This is a genomic window from Halomarina ordinaria (genome assembly GCF_030553305.1).
Classification (GTDB): domain Archaea; phylum Halobacteriota; class Halobacteria; order Halobacteriales; family Haloarculaceae; genus Halomarina; species Halomarina ordinaria.
On sequence record NZ_JARRAH010000001.1, the window covers coordinates 21,344 to 37,141 of the forward strand.

Annotated in this window: 18 protein-coding genes; 6 read left to right on the plus strand and 12 right to left on the minus strand. The window is 70.8% G+C overall.

The annotated features are described in order from the left end of the window. The first annotated feature begins 40 nt into the window (after positions 1-40). On the plus strand, positions 41-937 hold the full coding sequence (locus tag P1Y20_RS00100) for an EamA family transporter (protein WP_304446613.1): 897 nt from the start codon (positions 41-43) through the stop codon (positions 935-937). Positions 938-944: 7 nt separating this feature from the next. Here the strand turns inward: P1Y20_RS00100 and P1Y20_RS00105 are convergent, their stop codons facing one another. Then, entirely contained in the window at positions 945-1,433 is a 489-nt protein-coding gene (locus P1Y20_RS00105; protein ID WP_304446614.1) for an HVO_2922 family protein, read from the minus strand. A gap of 44 nt (positions 1,434-1,477) precedes the next feature. Beyond that, entirely contained in the window at positions 1,478-2,119 is a 642-nt protein-coding gene (locus P1Y20_RS00110) for a ribonuclease H family protein (protein WP_304446615.1), read from the minus strand. An 86-nt stretch (positions 2,120-2,205) separates the two neighbouring features. On the opposite strand from P1Y20_RS00110, the gene P1Y20_RS00115 reads away from it, so the two are divergent. Further along, positions 2,206-3,159: a DMT family transporter gene (locus P1Y20_RS00115; protein ID WP_304446616.1), complete on the plus strand. Its 954-nt coding sequence runs from the start codon at positions 2,206-2,208 to the stop codon at positions 3,157-3,159. 25 nt (positions 3,160-3,184) lie between these two features. Here the strand turns inward: P1Y20_RS00115 and P1Y20_RS00120 are convergent, their stop codons facing one another. From P1Y20_RS00120 to P1Y20_RS00140, 5 genes are all read right to left on the minus strand, one after another. Then, positions 3,185-3,850 (minus strand): nitroreductase family protein, encoded by a 666-nt coding sequence (locus tag P1Y20_RS00120; protein ID WP_304446617.1) that lies wholly within the window; start codon positions 3,848-3,850, stop codon positions 3,185-3,187. Positions 3,851-3,935: 85 nt separating this feature from the next. Next, positions 3,936-4,577 (minus strand): helix-turn-helix domain-containing protein, encoded by a 642-nt coding sequence (locus P1Y20_RS00125; protein WP_304446618.1) that lies wholly within the window; start codon positions 4,575-4,577, stop codon positions 3,936-3,938. Positions 4,578-4,615: 38 nt separating this feature from the next. Next, positions 4,616-5,020 carry a MoaD/ThiS family protein gene (locus P1Y20_RS00130; protein ID WP_304446619.1) on the minus strand — a complete coding sequence of 135 codons (405 nt, stop codon included), beginning with the start codon at positions 5,018-5,020 and terminating at the stop codon, positions 4,616-4,618. Positions 5,021-5,072: 52 nt separating this feature from the next. Beyond that, positions 5,073-5,495, minus strand: a complete 423-nt coding sequence (locus P1Y20_RS00135) for a universal stress protein (protein ID WP_304446620.1) — start codon at positions 5,493-5,495, stop codon at positions 5,073-5,075. Positions 5,496-5,550: 55 nt separating this feature from the next. Next, positions 5,551-7,365 carry an ATP-binding protein gene (locus tag P1Y20_RS00140; protein WP_304446621.1) on the minus strand — a complete coding sequence of 605 codons (1,815 nt, stop codon included), beginning with the start codon at positions 7,363-7,365 and terminating at the stop codon, positions 5,551-5,553. Between the two features lie 185 nt (positions 7,366-7,550). Between P1Y20_RS00140 and P1Y20_RS00145 the strand changes: the two genes are divergently transcribed. After that, positions 7,551-8,771, plus strand: a complete 1,221-nt coding sequence (locus tag P1Y20_RS00145; RefSeq protein ID WP_304446622.1) for an MFS transporter — start codon at positions 7,551-7,553, stop codon at positions 8,769-8,771. A gap of 1 nt (position 8,772) precedes the next feature. On the opposite strand, the gene P1Y20_RS00150 is transcribed toward P1Y20_RS00145, so the two are convergent. Continuing rightward, complete coding sequence (locus P1Y20_RS00150; RefSeq protein ID WP_304446623.1) at positions 8,773-9,258, minus strand: Lrp/AsnC family transcriptional regulator; 486 nt, start codon at positions 9,256-9,258, stop codon at positions 8,773-8,775. 180 nt (positions 9,259-9,438) lie between these two features. On the opposite strand from P1Y20_RS00150, the gene P1Y20_RS00155 reads away from it, so the two are divergent. Together P1Y20_RS00155 and P1Y20_RS00160 are read left to right on the plus strand one after the other, a co-directional pair. After that, on the plus strand, positions 9,439-10,380 hold the full coding sequence (locus P1Y20_RS00155; protein WP_304446624.1) for a DMT family transporter: 942 nt from the start codon (positions 9,439-9,441) through the stop codon (positions 10,378-10,380). Positions 10,381-10,462: 82 nt separating this feature from the next. After that, positions 10,463-10,807 (plus strand): DUF7113 family protein, encoded by a 345-nt coding sequence (locus P1Y20_RS00160; protein ID WP_304446625.1) that lies wholly within the window; start codon positions 10,463-10,465, stop codon positions 10,805-10,807. Between the two features lies 1 nt (position 10,808). Here the strand turns inward: P1Y20_RS00160 and P1Y20_RS00165 are convergent, their stop codons facing one another. Then, a complete protein-coding gene (locus P1Y20_RS00165) occupies positions 10,809-12,083 on the minus strand; it encodes a DNA double-strand break repair nuclease NurA (RefSeq protein WP_304446626.1) in 1,275 nt (424 codons plus the stop codon). Positions 12,084-12,177: 94 nt separating this feature from the next. Here P1Y20_RS00165 and gpmI point away from each other — a divergent pair, with 94 nt between their 5' ends. Then, positions 12,178-13,710: a 2,3-bisphosphoglycerate-independent phosphoglycerate mutase gene (gene gpmI, locus P1Y20_RS00170; RefSeq protein WP_304446627.1), complete on the plus strand. Its 1,533-nt coding sequence runs from the start codon at positions 12,178-12,180 to the stop codon at positions 13,708-13,710. A gap of 1 nt (position 13,711) precedes the next feature. Here gpmI and P1Y20_RS00175 read toward each other — a convergent pair whose 3' ends face one another. The 3 genes from P1Y20_RS00175 to P1Y20_RS00185 are packed head-to-tail and all read right to left on the minus strand — an operon-like array spanning position 13,712 to position 15,718. Next, positions 13,712-13,897, minus strand: a complete 186-nt coding sequence (locus P1Y20_RS00175; protein WP_304446628.1) for a hypothetical protein — start codon at positions 13,895-13,897, stop codon at positions 13,712-13,714. 24 nt (positions 13,898-13,921) lie between these two features. Beyond that, positions 13,922-15,457, minus strand: coding sequence for an amidohydrolase (locus P1Y20_RS00180; protein ID WP_304446629.1), 1,536 nt, complete (start codon positions 15,455-15,457; stop codon positions 13,922-13,924). A 51-nt stretch (positions 15,458-15,508) separates the two neighbouring features. Beyond that, a complete protein-coding gene (locus P1Y20_RS00185) occupies positions 15,509-15,718 on the minus strand; it encodes a hypothetical protein (protein WP_304446630.1) in 210 nt (69 codons plus the stop codon). Positions 15,719-15,798: the final 80 nt, after the last annotated feature.

Here is a 15,798-nt window from a genome sequence, read left to right on the forward strand (position 1 = left end):
GGCGGACAGAAGTAGCCCGCCCGACTCGGACTCGCCACCGATGGCCACGCGCGAGGAGGTGTCCGGTGGGGAGACACTCGGCGTGGCCCTCGTCGTCCTCTCGGCGGTCGGCTTCGGGACGCTCGCCGTCCTCGGCGAGTACGCCTTCGCCGCCGGCCTGAACGTCACGTCCGTACTCGCGCTGCGCTTCTCGATAGCGGCCGCCGTCGTCTGGCCGGTCCTGTTCGTCGCCCGCGCGCGCAGCGGCGACCTCGACTCGCTGCGCCTGCGCGGTCGGACCCTCGTGGCCGCCGTCCTGCTCGGCCTCGTCGGCTACACCGGCCAGAGCGCGCTGTTCTTCCTCGGCCTCGAACGGCTCACGGCGGGGATGACGACCATCGTCCTCTACACCTACCCGGTGTTCGTCCTCGCCCTCTCGGTGACCCTCCTCGGCGAGTCGCTCGACGCGCGGGACGCGCTCGCGCTCCCCCTGTCGCTCGGTGGCGTCCTCCTCATCACCGGTGCGGACCCGGCGGGCGTCGACCCGCGCGGCGTGTTCACGGTCCTCGGTGCCGCCGCCGTCTACTCGGTGTACATCGTCGTCGGCCGCGTGGCGCTCGACTCGACCGACGGCGTCGTGTTGAGCGCCTACGTCATGCCGGCGGCCGCGCTCTCGTTTCTGACGTTCGGGACGGCGACCGGCCGACTCGCGCTCCCGGAGAGCGCCCTGGGCTGGGCGGCCGCCGTCGGCATCGCCGTGCTAGCGACCGCGCTCGCCGTCTCGACGTTCTTCGCCGGCCTCCGGCGCATCGGAGCGAGCCGTGCGGGTATCGTCAGCACCGTCGAACCGGCCGTCGCGGTCGTCCTCGGCGCGTTCCTGCTCGGCGAACCGGTCACCGTCGTCACCGTCGTCGGTGGGGCGCTCGTCCTGGTCGGCGTCGTCCTCGTCCAGCGGTGAGTCACGCTCACTCGACGGCCGCGCCGGGCGCGTTGCGCTTGACGCTCCGGATGCCCCGGACCGCCCCGGTCCGCGAGGCGTAACTCCCACCCGAGTCGGCGATGATGTTGCCGTTCTCGTGGCGGAGCCGCCACCGCCAGCGGCCGGCACGGTCCTCGTACACCTCGAACGCCGTCTGCGAGTCGACCAGCGGCGCCTCGAACGCCTCGCGCTCGGCCAGCGCGGCGAACGAGCGGACCGCCTCGTTCTCGACGTTCGGCGGTCCCTCGTCGTCCTCCGTCGACGTTCCCGCGGACGCCTCCTCGCTCGTCCCACCGGGAGTCGGCTCGGCCGCACCGTCGGTGCCCTCGGTGTCGACCGTCAGACGAATCTCCCCGGCGAGACCGTCGGTCGCCAGTTCCGTCGTTGCCTCCTCTATCTCGTCGAGCACGACGCTCAGCCGTTCCTCGTCGAGCGAGACGTCGACGTCGACGGTGAGCCGCGTCCGTTCAGTCATATCTCACGGAAGGCGACGCATGGGCTTAGTTCGTGTGTGGCGGATCAGTCGCTCGCGTTCGCGCCCCCGTGGCGGTCGGCGCGCGACGGCGGGGGGATCTGCGTGTGGTCGGGGTCGGCGAGGCTCTCCCTCGGGATGACGCAGCGCGCCGGTTCGCGGTTGACGTGGGCGTACTGTCTCGGCGCGTTGGCGAGGGAGTGCGCCGGGTTCTCCCCGCTGTCGATGCGCGCGGCGCGGAGTTCGCGGAACCCGGCGATGCGCGCGCGGATGCCCCGCCAGTGGTGGCGGGTCGCCGACGGCACGCGGTAGGGGTGGGGCGGGCCGAGCGCCGGCTGGCGCGTCGCGATGGTCGCGCGGTTGACGTTCGCGGCGAGGTCGTCGTGGTCGACGAGGACGCCCACCCGGGCGTCGGACGGCGCGCGAGCGGCGAGCAGGTCCAGCCCGAGGTGGAGCGCGCGGTACTCGGCGACGTTGTTGTCCGGGACCCGGTCCGGGAGCGACCGGCGAGCGACGAGCTCGCCGTCGCGGGTCTCGATGACGACGCCCAGTCCGCCGCCGCCGTCGCGGAACGACCCGTCGCACGCGACGTAATAGTCTCGGTGGTGCGTGCGCGGGGGGTGCGCGATGTGCGGTGTGGGGGACTCGTCGAACAGGTCACGCAGGGTCGGCCGACCGTATGCGGCCATATCCCGTATACGTCACCACGTGGATATAAACGTGTGCCCCGCTCCGGTGTCGAAACGTTGACCGACGTTCACCGCACACGCTCACTGTGCGCTACCGAAACCTCGCGCTGTTCCTGGTCCTCGCGGCCGTCTGGGGCTCCGCGTTCATGGCCATCAAGGCCGGTCTCGACCTCTACGGGTTCCCACCGGTGCTGTTCGCGGCTGTCCGTTACGACGTCGCCGGCGTCCTCATGCTCGGGTACGCAGCGTACGTCCTCGACGACCCCCTCCCGCGGACCCGGGCGCAGGTCGCGGACGTCGCCGTCGGTGCCGTCTTCCTCATCGCGGGTTACCACACGTTCCTCTTCGTCGGCGAACAGAACACGACGAGCGCCGCCGCGGCGGTCATCGTCTCGCTCTCGCCGGTGCTCACCACCGCCATCGCCCGCGCGTTCCTCCCCAGCGAACGCCTCGGGACCGTCGGCGTCGCCGGCCTCCTGCTCGGCCTGCTCGGCGTCGGTATCCTCTCGGTACGGGACCCCTCGAACCTGCTGACGGCGGAGGTGGTCGGCAAACTGCTCGTCTTCACCGCGGCGCTGGCGTTCGCCTTCGGAAGCGTCCTCAGCCGCCGCCTCGACTCCGGCCTCCCCATCGAGTCGATGGAGGCGTGGTCGATGCTCGGCGGGGCGCTCCTGATGCACGTCCTGAGCCTCGCGCGCGGGGAGTCGCTCGCCCCGATGGTCGACGCCTTCACCGGGCCGGAGGCGCTGGGTGCGCTCGCGGCGCTCGGGTACCTCTCGCTCGCGGCGAGCGCGCTCGGCTTCCTCATCTACTTCGACCTGCTCGACCGACTGGGACCCATCGAGATCAACCTCGTCTCCTACGTCGCGCCCGCCTTCGCCGCCGTGACCGGCTACCTCTTCCTCGACGAACTCATCACGGCGCGGACCGCGCTCGGCTTCCTCGTCATCCTCGTCGGGTTCGCGCTCATCAAGCGGACGGCCATCCGCGCCGAACTGCGCTCGATGCGTGCGCGTCGCTCGGCGGCGGCCGACGACTAGCCGAAAAAACCGTCAAAGAGCCGTCTCAGGCGTCGAACGACTCGTGGTGGACGAACTCGTCGACGGGACGGCGGAACTTCCGGTCGTTCTCGCGGTCGGCGGCACCCTCGGCGGGGTAGCCGAGCGTGAGGAGCATGACCGGTTCGTAGCCGTCGTCGACGTCGAAGGTGTTCCGGACGGCGTCGGCGTCGAAGCCCTCCATCGGGCACGTCGAGAGCCCGAGGCTGCGCGCGGCGTGCATGAGCGTCATCGCCGCGAGCGCCGTGCTCCGGGTCGTCCAGACGCGGTTCTCCTCCGCCGAGCGGTCGCGGAACCCCTCGACGTGCTCGACGAGGCCGTCGCGGGTCTCCTCGTCGGGGATGTAGCCCTTGTCCAGCCAGTCGTCGAAGACGCGGTCGGCGTGGGCCGCGGGGTCGGTGTTGCCCAGGACGACGATAGCGGCGGGAGCGTCGGTGACGTGCTCCTGGCCGCCGGCGCACTCCTGGAGCGCCTGTCGGTTCTCGTCGTCGCGCAGGACGAGGAACTCCCACGGCTGGAGGTTGAACCCCGAGGGACTGTAGCGGACGAGGTCGAACAGGTCGTCGAGGGTCGCGTCGTCGACCGGGTCGTCGCTGTAGTCGTGGACGGACCGCCGGTCGCGGACCACCTCCTCGAACGTCTCCGGTCGCTCGCTGACCTCTGTGGTTGCCATCGTCGTCGAGAGGGGCGCGCGCCGTTTGAACCCCCCAAAGGCGGCGACGATAACCGGTTTCAGTGTGTTACCACGTATCCGAGCGTCACCGCCCGGTGCCGGGGTGCTCGCGCAGGTACCGGTCGACGAGCGCCCCCTCGGCGCGGTGGAGCACCTCGCTGACGGTCGACTTCGCCAACCCGACCTCGGAGGCGAGTGCGGTCAGCGTGCAGGCCCGGGGCGTGTCGTAGTAGCCGAGCGCCGCCGCCCGCGCGACCAGTTCGTGCTGGCGGTCGGTGAGCGGTCGTTCCGCGCTCGTGTCGTGGTGGACCGACTCGACGGAGTGCTCGAGGCCGAAACTGTCGAGCGACGCCGAGAGCGTCGGGAGGCGTTCGTGGGGCAGCGTCACCGACAGCGTCGCCTCCCCGTCGACGATGTCGACGGGCGGTTCGATGGGGACGCCGGCGGCGCCGCTCGCGAACGCCAGCAGCGGGTCCGGCGTCTCGAACCGGACCAGCGCGCGGTCCTCGTCGCGTTCGATTACGTCGAGCGTGACGACGCCCTCGTGGTCGTCCATCGCGCCCACGACGGCGTCGAGGTCGGGTGCGTCGACGGCGACGAGGCCGACGCCGCCGGAGGGACGAGAGAGCACCGCGAGCACGCGGACGTGGGCGTCGGGGTAGTCGGTCGAGACGTCGCGAATCCACGTTCCCTCGGGGAGGACGACGCGGAGTCGAGCGTGAGCCATGTCCTCAACCCGCTCGTTAATCGGCATAGCCCTGTCGACTAACAGCAGTAGATGAACGGGAAGAGCAGCGACACCCGGTCGCCCTCCTCGAGGTCGGTGTCGAGTCCGTCGAGGTGCTCGTTGAACCGGCCGTTGACGAGGACGCGCGCGTAGGCGCGGGTCTGTTCGCCCTCGGGGTTCTTCCGCCACGTCCCCGGGAGCGGTCCCTCGTGGCGCGCCCAGCCGTGGGCCGTCGCGTCGGCCTCGGTCTCCGCGATGAGCAGTTCACGCAACTCGGGGTGGTCGTCGAACAGCGCCTCCAGGAACGCCCGCAGGTCGCTCCCCTCGAAGGTATACTCGAACCGTGGCGTCCCCAGCGCCGTCCGGACGTGGCCGGTACAGCGCACGTTCACCGTGGTCGCTCCCCGGTCGTCGCTGCGTTCGCGGAGGTCGGTCGTCTCCATGGGTGAGCGGTGGCGCTCGAACGACAACTCTCACTCCCCGAACTGGTTCGGGTTACGGGACGACGGTCACCGGGACGGACGAGCGCCGGACCACCGACTCGGCGACGCTTCCGAGCAGGAGGCGCGAGACGCCCCGGCGGCCGTGACTCCCCATGACGATACTCTCGGCGCCGTGTTTCTCGGCGTAGTCGACGATGGTCGCCGCGGGCCGCCCCGTCTCGACGACGGTGTCGACGCGCAGGCCACGGGCCTCGGCCTCCGCGCGCGCCTCCGCGAGGTTCGTCTCCGCGCGCTCGCGGACCGACTCGTACCACACCTCGGCGGTGCCCGGTGTGCCGGCTCCCGTGGCGAACCCCGCGCTCGGGTCGATGACGGTCAACAGGGTGACGCGCGCGTCGGGGAACTGCGCTGCGACGTGGTCGAGTGCCCGCTCGGCGGGTTCCGACCCGTCGAACGGGACGAGTACGTGTCGCATACTCGTCTCTCGGTCGTCACGGCACATTATCCTTGCGCCGTGTTATCACACTACGCTACCCGCGGCCGTGGCGCGTCAGACAGTTCGAGAGGCCGATTATCTCGACGGGTTCGGAGTTGTCCGGCGAGTAGACCACCATCTGCCCCTTCTCCATGTAGGGCACCTTCGACTCGAGGTTCGAGGGGATGTTCACCGACTTGATGGCGTCCTCGTCGCCGAGGTTGAGGACCACCGTGGTGTTCACCTGCTTGAACACGGCGTCGGCGATGTCCTGGGGGTCCTGCGTGATGAGGAAGAGTCCGAGGCGCTCCTTTCTGCCCTGTTTCGCCGCCTCGGTGAACTTCGTGATGACCTTCCCGGCCTGAACGCTCTCGGCGTCCGTGAGGAAGTTGTGCGCCTCGTCCATCCCGAGGACGAGCGGCGTCTCCTTGATGCGCTCGTAGCGCGGGTCGTTCGAGAGCTTCTGGTCGATGAGGAGCGTCGAGAGCGCGAGCACCACCGTCTCCTTCGCCCGACTCGCCGTGATGTGGTAGGTCGGCACGACCGTCAGGCCGCCGGGGCGAACGAACTCGTGGACGAGGTCGGTGATGGGCGGCGCGTCCTGGTCGAAGACGTCGCCGAAGCCGTAGATACGGCGCTTGACGGCGTCGAACGTCGCCTCGTGGACGCGCCCGGACTCGTGGAGTTCCTCGCGCAGCGCCGGGTCGTCGAGGAAGCCGACGAACTGGCGGTAGGTGGCGCCGTCGCCGTAGTTCCGGAAGAACCGGTTCAGGAGGTGTGAGAGCGCGCCATACTGGTTGTCGTTGAGGCCGCCGCCGGCGACCAGCCACGTGTTGTCCCGGACCATCGAGAACGGGACGGTGAACTCGACCTGCTCGGCGCGGTGGTGACTCGCCGCGTAGGAGGCGTCGCCCACCTTCGGGACGAACGCGACGGTGTCGTCGTGGCCACCGTGGGCGATCCCCTCGCGCTCGTAGCGCCGGGCCGTCTCGGCGTCGAGGTCCGGGTTGTCGTCGTGCATCTGGGCGTACTCGTCCTGCGGGTCGAACTGGACGACGGCCGGCCGGACCGTCCGCCCGCCGGCCTCGATGGGGTAGGCGCGGTCCTCGGCGAGGTACTGTCGGAGGACGTTCTTCGCGCCGTGGGTCTTGCCCGACCCCGTCCCGCCGGCGACGAGCGTGTGGCGGAAGACCAGCGGGTCGCCCGCGTCGTAGTCGTCCTTCAGGCGGTAGTCGATGGTCGGCGGTTCGGCGGCCGTCCGGACCTTCTCCCCCCCGACGGCGAGGTGTCCCAGGAAGACCCCCTCGCCCGGCATCTTCAGGCCGGTCTTTATCTCCTCGGGGTCGGTCGCCGGCCGGACGACCGTCTCCGGGCGCGGCACCCGGTCGGTCATCCGCCGGCGCAACTCGTCGTCCTGTCGATAGAGGACGGCGACGGGGTCGAGCGTCGCCATGAACTTGTAGTCCTGCTCGTCGATGCCGCGCGAGCGCATCGCGCGCCGCGCGTGTATCTCGGTGGCGTCGTCGGCGTGGAACTCCTGGGCGTACTCGAGGGCGGTGATGCGCGCGAACAGGCGCTCGCCGTCGGGGTACTGCGCGAGCAGGTAGGTGCCGATGCGGACCTGTCGGCGGTTCTCGACGGTGACGTACGCGCGCAGGCAGGTGTCGCGCTCGTCCTCGCTGATGACGAGGCCCTCGGAGGCCGAGAGCGTCCCGATGCCGCGATCCGACCCCACGTCGGGTACCTCCACGCGCTCGAAGTCGTCACGGTCGTCACCCGACTCGCGCCCGTCGCCACCGTCGCTCGACCGCTCCGGCGTCGCCTCGCCCGCGTCGGACTGGAAGTCGGAGAAGTCTCCGAGGTCGGTCATTGCCCTGTCGTCGTCGTCCTCGGTAAAACGCTTTCCCCGTCGACGCCGGCTGCGTCCCTCGCCCTCGCTCCCTGTCTCCCCGCTCTCGTCCCCTGCTCCGCCTTCGCCCTCTCGCCTCCTCTCCCCGCCTGCCCCGACCCGCACCGCTATCCCCGTCGGGCGCCACGAACTGTTGGTGTAGTATCATGACGTGGGCGTTTCGGGGGTCGCGGTGGTCGGTCGTCGTGGGCGCGGCGCTCGCCGCCGGTCTGGCGGGGACCTACCAGTACGGCTGGTCGGTGATTCGCGGGCCGCTCGGGGAGACGACGGGAGCGCCGGGGACGACCCTCGGGACGCTCTTTACCCTCCTCGTCGTCGCACAGACGCTCACGGGGTTTCCGGCGGGGTGGGTGCGCGACCGGCGCGGACCGCGTCTCCCCTTCCTCTGTAGCGCCCTCCTCCTCGCCGCCGGGTTCGCGGGCGTCGCGCTCGCGCCGACGTTTCCGGCGCTCTACCTGTGGTTCGCGCTCGGGGGTGCGGGCGTCGGCGTCGCCTACGACGTGGCGATAAACACGCCGTCGCGGTGGTTCGCCGGGCGGCGGGGGATGGTCACCGGCGCGGTGAGCATGGGGTTCAGCGCGACGAGTTTCCTGCTCATCCCGCTCATCGGCCGCGGCGTCGAGACGGCGTTCACCCCGACGCTTCTCGTGCTCGCGGTCCTCGCGGGCGGCGGGTCGCTGCTCGCCGCCCGGGTCGTCCGGGACCCGACGGGGTCGAGGGAGGGACCATCGAGCGGTTCCGGGGGGTCGACGGACGACCGACCCGTGCGCGCTCCGGACGACGGTACGAGCGCGGCCGTCACCTGGCGGTCGATGGTCCGTGACCCGCGCTTCTGGCTGCTGTACGTCCTCTTCGCCGTGGTCAACGGCGTCGGTCTGATGCTCATCGAGAAGGTGGTCGCGTACGCGGGGCGACTCGGCCTCTCCCCGACGGCGGCGGTGGCGGCGGCATCGCTGGTCGCGCTGGGACAGGCCTCCGGCGTCCTCGTCGTCGGGACGGTCTCTGACAGGGTAGGACGCGAGCGGGTCCTCGGCGGGTCGCTCGCGCTCTGCGGCCTGGCGCTCGTCGCCTGCGTGGTCGCCGGTAGCCGGGGGTTCGAGTGGGCGTTCGTCGCGTGCGCGGGCGTGACGATGTTCTTCCGCAGTCCGTCGTTCTCCGTCTTGTCGGTGCTCGTCGGTGAGTACTACGGCGAGCGCTACTCCTCGGAGAACTACGCCGTGCTCCTCACGGCGAAGCTCTGGGGCGGCGTCTTCGGCGGGACGCTGACGAGCCTGCTCGTCCTCTCGCTGGGGTGGTCATCGACGTTCCTCTTCACGGCCGCGCTGGCGTCCGCCACGGGCGTCGTCGCGCTCTTCTCGCTTCGGTAGTCTACTCGTCGGCCAGTTCCTCGACGAGCGTCTCCAGACTGTAGCTCTGGAGGGCGTTGTGCGTGTCGCGCATCGTCGCGATGACGTACGTCGAGTTGGTGCGCTCGACCTCGTCGATGGTCTCGAAGTCGCGGATGAGCCGCTCGACCATGTCCGAGTCGGTGAGTCGAGCGATGACGACGAAGTCCGTCTCGCCCATCGTGAAGTGCGCCTGGGTCACCCCCTCGACGGCGAGCAGTTTCTCGCCCACCTCCTCGTAGGGGCCGGCGTAGTCCGCGAGCACCTCGACGATGACGGTCACGCCGAGGCCGAACGCCTCCAGGTCCACGTCGTAGAGGTCGTTCTCGATGACTCCCGCCTCCTTCAGGTTGTTGAGCCGGTAGTGAATCGTCGAGACGGGGATGTCCGTCTCCTCGTGGAGTCGCTCGGGACTGCCCGTGCCGAGGTCGGCGATGGCCTTCAGCAGCCGGATGTCGCGCTCGTCCATCGCACGTCCCCTGTGCGTACAGCCGGTTCAATCTACCCCTCCCCGTGTCATCGACATCCATCGTGTTCTTCTATTATAGATGCAACAATAGGATACTATTCAGTATAAATCTCTCAACTGAGGTCGAATAGTTGTAGAAGTCTTTAACAACCTCCGGTGCAGAGTGTTGGACAGAACTCCATGAGTCTCACAACTACTTGCAGAGGACTCCCACGGGACGGCCTCCTGTTCGCCCTCCTGGCCGCCTTCTGGGGGACGTCCTTCGTCGCCATCGAGATCGGACTGGAACACTTCCCGCCGCTGCTGTTCGCCGGCCTGCGCTACGTCGTCGCCGGGGGCATCATCCTCGGCTACGCCGTCCTCACCGCCGACCGGTTGCTCCCGGCGACCCGCGGCGACTGGGCGGCCGTCGGCGTCGTCGGCGCGTTCATCATCGCGGGCTACCACGGCCTGCTCTACCTCGGCGAACTGTACGTCTCCGGCGCCGTCGCGAGCGTCGTCATCAGCCTCTCGCCGGTGCTGACGGCGGTGTTCGCGAGCGTCCTGCTCGCCGACGACTACCTCGGCCCCGTCGAGGCCGGCGGCCTCGCGTTCGGCCTGCTCGGCGTCGTCGTGGTGGCGGCGCCGACGCCCGGCGCGGTCGCCGGGACGAACCTCCTCGGCGTCGGCCTCGTCTTCCTCGGGGGCGCCTGCTTCGCGCTCGGCGCCGTCCTCACCCGGCCCGTCCAGTCGACGATGCCGCTCAGTTCGCTCGAGGGGTGGGGGATGGTCGTCGGCAGCGCCCTGCTGTTCGCCGGTGCCGACCTCCGCGGCGAGTCGCTGGCCGCCATCGACTGGTCCGGGCCGGCGCTCCCCGCGCTCGTCTACCTCACGCTCGTCTCGGGCGTCGTCGCCTTCCTCATCTACTTCACGCTGCTGGACCGCGTCGGCCCCACCGAGATAAACCTCATCGGCTACGTCGAACCGGCCGTCGCGGCGCTCGTGAGCTGGGCCGTCCTCGGCCACCTCGTCGACGCCACGACGCTCGCCGGCTTCGTCGCCATCTTCGTCGGCTTCGCGCTCATCAAACGCGACACGCTGTCCTCGCTCGCGGGGCGGTCGCGCTCGCTCCCCGCCGAGTGACGGCGGCCACGAGCGCGCGCGAGACGCTATCGACGCACACGACGCACGCTTTTTCCGACGCGCGCGCCTACAGCAACGAGATATGCTCCTCATCCGCGGTCACGGTGGCGGCACCGCCCTCACCGGGACCCTCTACGAGCGCGGCGAACGCGCCCCGGAGTTCCGGGGCGCCCCCGACGAGGACGCCCCCTACGTCTGGGTGTGCGACGCCTTCTACGAGGTCGAGAGCGGCGGCCAGCTCCAGCGCATCGACGACCGGGAGGTCCGCGTCGCCTTCGAGGCTCCCTCCCCGCACGGGTTCGACACCCGCGACCAGGCCGTCGCCGCCGCGAAGGACCACCTCCGGACCCAGTTCGCCCGCGTCGGCGTCCCCGAGAAGGACGTCGACATCGAGGTGATAAAGGTCGACCCCGAGAACCACCCCTGACTCAGTCCGCGTTCGCGCTCCCCCGCCCGAACGGTCCCCACCGCTCCTCGTCGTACCCCGTGTCGAGTTCCGTCTCGAAGGCGCGTTCGAGCGCCGCCCGGAGCGCCGTCGTCTCCGCTCTGCCGATACCGGCGAGGCTGTCGGCCTTTCCGACGGCCTTCGGCGGGCCGCGCTCGACGGCGACGCCCTTCAGCACCTGTAACAACAACCGCTCGCGGTGCTCGGCGTCGCGCGTGAACACCGCCGGCGCCTCCACCCGGTAGACGACGTCCGTCCGGGGGTCGTAGACGACGCAGAAGGTCACCTCGTAGTCGGCGGGGTCGAGGCGGCGTTCGAGGCCGAAGGCGTCGCCGAGCGTCGAGAGTTCGCGGTCCGCGCCGCCCCGCGAGACGAACCAGTTGGTGAACGTGAGCGCGTCCGTGAGGCGCTCCCACTCCCCGTCGACCTCCTCGCGGCGTTCGAGCACCTTCGAGAAGAAGGCGGCGTCGTTGACCCACGGCGCGTTGCCCGCCCCCTCGCGGACCGTTCGCGTGATGGAGCGCGAGATGGGCGTCTTCACGAACCCGACGAGCGGGACGTCGCGCTCGACGAACGTCTCGACCAGGCGGAGGTAGTTCCCGATGACGTCGCGCGGTCGCTCGTCTTCCACGAGCAGGGTGGCGAGTTCGGGCTCGCGGTCGGCCCAGTTGAGCAGGCCCTTCGGGTAGATGGGGCCGTCCATCACCAGCAGGTCCTCGACGATGCCGGCGTTGTCGAGCGCGTGGCTGCTCTCGGCGAGGTAGAGCGCGAGTTCGTGGACCACGGCCGCCTCGTAGCGACTCACCCGCGGCGCGTGGAGGACGCGCTGGCGGGTGTAGCCCTCGTCGGCCATCGTCCACTCGTCGCCGAGCGTCGTCGTCGCGTCGTTCGAGTGGACCGTCATCACCACCGTCCGGCCCCGGTGGAGGTCGAGGTCCGAGGGGACGGCGCTCATCGCCGCCTGCGCCACGTCGAGGACGAGGCCGTTCTTGAACGTCGTCGGGTTGATGGTCCCCGAGTCGAGGCCGTGGCGCGTCGAGAAGGGGTCGTCCTGCAGGGCGGCCTCGGTGACGTCGACCATCCGTCGCCGGCGCTCTCCGAGCGGTTCGACGATGACGTCGCCGTCGTCAGAGAGGGGGTCGAGCCACTCCTCCCACACCGTCTCGGCGAACGCCCGGTGGTCGCTCGTGTCCACGTCCTGCCCGAGACGGGCGGCGAGACGGGTGATGCCGTCGAAGTGCACCGGGTCGAGAGTCATTCGACCGATGGTCGGGGGGCCGCGAGAAAAAGCCATCGCGGCTCCGCCCGCGAAAGCCGAAGGGTAGTTGCCCCTCCGTCGTCACCGTCCACCAATGAGAGCGGCGCTCGTCATCCTCGACGGCTGGGGCCTCGGCGCGGGAAGCGGGTTCGTCGACGACGGCGGCCGGGACGCCGTCTCGGCGGCCGAGACGCCGACCGTCGACCGTCTGCGCGAGACCGGCGCGTTCACCACCCTCGAGACCCACGGCCGGTGGGTCGGCCTCCCCGAGGGGCAGATGGGCAACAGCGAGGTCGGCCACCTCACCATCGGGGCGGGACGGGTGGTCGAACAGGACGCCGCGCGCATCGACGACGCCGTCGAGGACGGTACGCTCAGGGAGAACACGGCCGTCCGCGCCGCCCTCCGCTTCGCCCACCAGCACGGCGGGCGCGTCCACTTCATGGGCCTCGTCAGCGACGGCGGGGTCCACTCCATGCAGACCCACCTCCACGCGCTCGTCCACCTCGCCGCCGAGCGGGGCGTCGAGGCGGTCACGCACGCCTTCACTGACGGGCGCGACACGGCGCCGACCGGCGGGTCGGGCTACCTCGCCGACCTCGAATCCGCGGTGGAGGCGGCCGGCACGGGCGACGTGGCGACGGTCTGCGGGCGCTACTACGCGATGGACCGCGACGAGAACTGGGAGCGGACGAAGCGCGCCTACGACGCCATCGTCGACCGGGAGGCCCCCCACGAGGCCGAGAGCGCCGTCGCGGCCGTCGAGGCGGCCTACGACCGCGGCGAGACCGACGAGTACGTCGAACCCACGCTCGTCGCGGGCGGACCCGCCCTGACGGACGGCGACAGCGTCGTCTTCGTCAACTTCCGGGCCGACCGCGCCCGCCAGCTCGTCCGGCTGCTCGCCGACATCGACCCCGTCTGGGCGTTCGAGACTCGCTCGCCGGACGTCCACCTCACGACGATGACGGAGTACGACGCGACGTTCGACCTGCCCGTCGCCTTCCCGCCCCGCCAGCCCGCGGACACCCTCGGGGAGGTCGTCTCCGAAGCCGGACTGACACAGGCGCGTCTCGCCGAGTCGGAGAAGTACGCCCACGTCACCTACTTCCTCAACGGCGGGCGCGAGGTGGAGTTCGACGGCGAGATTCGACGCATCGTGAAGAGTCCCGACGTCCCGACGTACGACCGGCGACCGGCGATGAGCGCCCCCGAACTGACCGACACCGCAGTCGAGGTGGTCGAGACGAGCGACCCCGACCTCCTCGTGCTCAACTACGCGAACCCCGACATGGTGGGCCACTCGGGTGACTTCGACGCCGCCGTCGACGCCTGCGAGGCCGTCGACGCCCAGCTGGACCGCCTCCTCGACGCGCTCCGGGGGGCCGGCGCGAACGTGCTCGTCACAGCCGACCACGGCAACGCCGACGACATGGGGACCGAGGACGACCCCCACACCGCCCACACCCTCAACCCGGTGCCCGCGATGCTCGTCGGCCCCGGTGAGGTGGAAGACCGGACGCTCCGCGAGGGGGCGGGGCTGGACGCCGTCGCGCCGACGCTCCTCGAACTGCTGGACCTCCCGCGACCCGAGGCGATGACCGGCGAGTCGCTCGTCGAGCGGTGACCTACCGACCGTCGCGTCCCTCGCGCCCGTCGCGGGTGTCCCGCCGCGCGGCGCGTTCGGCGCTCTCCCAGTCGGTCGCCGCCACCTCGCGGCGCTCGCGCTCCTCGCTCACGAACGCGTAGAGGGCGAGCGACCCGCCGACCGCCACCGCGAGGAACAGTCCGAAGAGGAGGGCTTCGGTGGCCATACGAGCTATCGAATGTTCGAGCAGTTAATCGTTCCGCCGGTAGACCACCTCGCCGTCGACGACGGTGTGGGTCACGTCGATGTCGGCGATTTCCTCGGGGGCGACCGCCCACGGCGACTCGGCGAGGACGGCGAAGTCGGCGCGCTTGCCCACCTCGACGGTGCCCAGTTCGTCCTCGTCGAAGCCGGCGTAGGCCGCGCCGGCCGTGTACGCGCGCAGCGCCTCGGTGACGGTGAGGCGCTGGCGCTCGTCGGGGGCGGTGACGACCTGCTCGACGCCGAACAGCGGATCCATCGGCATGCAGTCGCTCCCGAACGCGAGGGGGACGCCCGCGTCCAGCAGGTCGCGGTAGCGGTTCGTCGCGCGGGCGCGCTCCGGCCCGAGTCGGTCGTCGTAGAGGCCGCCCTCGCGCGCCCACTTGAGGAAGTTCGGCTGGACGGAGGCGACCACGTCGAGGTCGGCGAAGCGCTCGACGAGGTCCTCGCGCAGCAGTTCGACGTGCTCGACGCGGTGGCGTCGCTCGCCGGGTGCCTCGCACTCCGCGTAGGCGTCGAGGACGGCCTCGATGGCCGCGTCACCGATGGCGTGGGCGGTGAACTGCAGGCCGGCGCCGTCGGCCCGGGCGACGAGTGCGTCGAGTTCCTCGGGCGCGACGACCCACTGGCCGCGCCCGTCGCCCTCCCGGTAGGGTTCCGAGAGCTTCGCGGTGCGCGCGCCGAAGCTCCCGTCGGTGAAACTCTTGACCGCGCCGACGCGCACCATGTCGCTCCCGGCGTTCGTCCGGAGGCCGAGCTCGACGAGCGAGTCGAGGTGGTCGCTCCAGTAGTTGATGCGCACCCGGAGGTCGAGGGCGTCGGCCGCGTCGAGGTCGCGGTAGACGGCCGGCGCCGCCGAGTTGCGCACCATGTCGTGGACGCCCGTGACGCCCAGTTCGTGCGCCCGGTCCCTGGCGGCCGTCACCAGCGCGCGCGTCCCCGACTCGTCCGGTTCGACCGCGGCGGCGACGGCGGTCGCGGCGTCCTCGACGACGACGCCCGTGGCGACGCCGCCCTCGCGTTGCACGTCGCCGTCCGGCAGGTCGTCGGCGAGTCGCTCCAGGGCGACGCCGTTGAGGCTCGCGGTGTGGAGGTCCTCGCGGAAGGCGGCGACGGGGCGCTCCTCGCTCACCGCGTCGAGGTCCTCGCGGGTGAGGTAGCGCGCCTCGGCCCACGTGCTCTCGTCGTAGCCGTAGCCCAGTATCCATCCCTCGTCGTCGCGGGCGTTCTCCGCGAGCAGGTCGACGGCGTCGGCGGGTGCCGCCGCCGCGGAGAGGTCGGCGTGGACGAGCGAGCGCCCGACCATCGGGAGGTGGGTGTGGGCGTCGACGAACCCCGGCAGGACGACGCCGCCGTCGAGGTCGAGGACGGTCGTCGCGGCACCCACGAGGAAGTCGACCTCGTAGGCGGCGTCCACCCGGACGATGCGACCGTCGCGGACCGCGACCGCCTCGTACGTCTCGTCGGGGTCGGCGAGCGTGTGTACCGTCGCGTTCGTGAGCACGAGGTCGGCGGGCGTCGTCATTGGGTGAACCGCGTCGCCGTCCGGCAAAAGGTTAGCTCATCGCGCCGCCGCTCACTCCTCGTAGACGCCGCCCTCGTCGACGACGAACCGGTACGTCTCGGGGACCATGTAGTAGTCGTTGCCGCAGTGCTGTGCCCGGTAGGTCGTCCCGTCGGCGTCGAGGTTCACCTGCCAGACGACGGTCGCACCGCACTCCGGACAGCGGGCCTCCTCCAGCGCGCTCACGAACGGGACGACGGTGTCGTCCTCGATGTCGACCATACCACGACTTGCGCGCGGCGGGGCTTCAACCCCGGCGGTCCGCACCCGGTCGGCGAGCGATACGACACCATCAGCGCCGA

Bases quoted from the DNA above. Each gene is read 5' to 3' on its own strand.
- P1Y20_RS00130 (WP_304446619.1), bottom strand. From the start codon at position 5,020: ATGGAGACGACCGACCTCCGCGAACGCAGCGACGACCGGGGAGCGACC.
- P1Y20_RS00100 (WP_304446613.1), top strand. From the start codon at position 41: ATGGCCACGCGCGAGGAGGTGTCCGGTGGGGAGACACTCGGCGTGGCC.
- P1Y20_RS00160 (WP_304446625.1), top strand. From the start codon at position 10,463: ATGCTCCTCATCCGCGGTCACGGTGGCGGCACCGCCCTCACCGGGACC.
- P1Y20_RS00140 (WP_304446621.1), bottom strand. From the start codon at position 7,365: ATGACCGACCTCGGAGACTTCTCCGACTTCCAGTCCGACGCGGGCGAG.
- gpmI (WP_304446627.1), top strand. From the start codon at position 12,178: ATGAGAGCGGCGCTCGTCATCCTCGACGGCTGGGGCCTCGGCGCGGGA.
- P1Y20_RS00135 (WP_304446620.1), bottom strand. From the start codon at position 5,495: ATGCGACACGTACTCGTCCCGTTCGACGGGTCGGAACCCGCCGAGCGG.
- P1Y20_RS00120 (WP_304446617.1), bottom strand. From the start codon at position 3,850: ATGGCAACCACAGAGGTCAGCGAGCGACCGGAGACGTTCGAGGAGGTG.
- P1Y20_RS00110 (WP_304446615.1), bottom strand. From the start codon at position 2,119: ATGGCCGCATACGGTCGGCCGACCCTGCGTGACCTGTTCGACGAGTCC.
- P1Y20_RS00185 (WP_304446630.1), bottom strand. From the start codon at position 15,718: ATGGTCGACATCGAGGACGACACCGTCGTCCCGTTCGTGAGCGCGCTG.
- P1Y20_RS00125 (WP_304446618.1), bottom strand. From the start codon at position 4,577: ATGGCTCACGCTCGACTCCGCGTCGTCCTCCCCGAGGGAACGTGGATT.
- P1Y20_RS00150 (WP_304446623.1), bottom strand. From the start codon at position 9,258: ATGGACGAGCGCGACATCCGGCTGCTGAAGGCCATCGCCGACCTCGGC.
- P1Y20_RS00105 (WP_304446614.1), bottom strand. From the start codon at position 1,433: ATGACTGAACGGACGCGGCTCACCGTCGACGTCGACGTCTCGCTCGAC.
- P1Y20_RS00155 (WP_304446624.1), top strand. From the start codon at position 9,439: ATGAGTCTCACAACTACTTGCAGAGGACTCCCACGGGACGGCCTCCTG.
- P1Y20_RS00165 (WP_304446626.1), bottom strand. From the start codon at position 12,083: ATGACTCTCGACCCGGTGCACTTCGACGGCATCACCCGTCTCGCCGCC.
- P1Y20_RS00175 (WP_304446628.1), bottom strand. From the start codon at position 13,897: ATGGCCACCGAAGCCCTCCTCTTCGGACTGTTCCTCGCGGTGGCGGTC.
- P1Y20_RS00180 (WP_304446629.1), bottom strand. From the start codon at position 15,457: ATGACGACGCCCGCCGACCTCGTGCTCACGAACGCGACGGTACACACG.
- P1Y20_RS00145 (WP_304446622.1), top strand. From the start codon at position 7,551: ATGACGTGGGCGTTTCGGGGGTCGCGGTGGTCGGTCGTCGTGGGCGCG.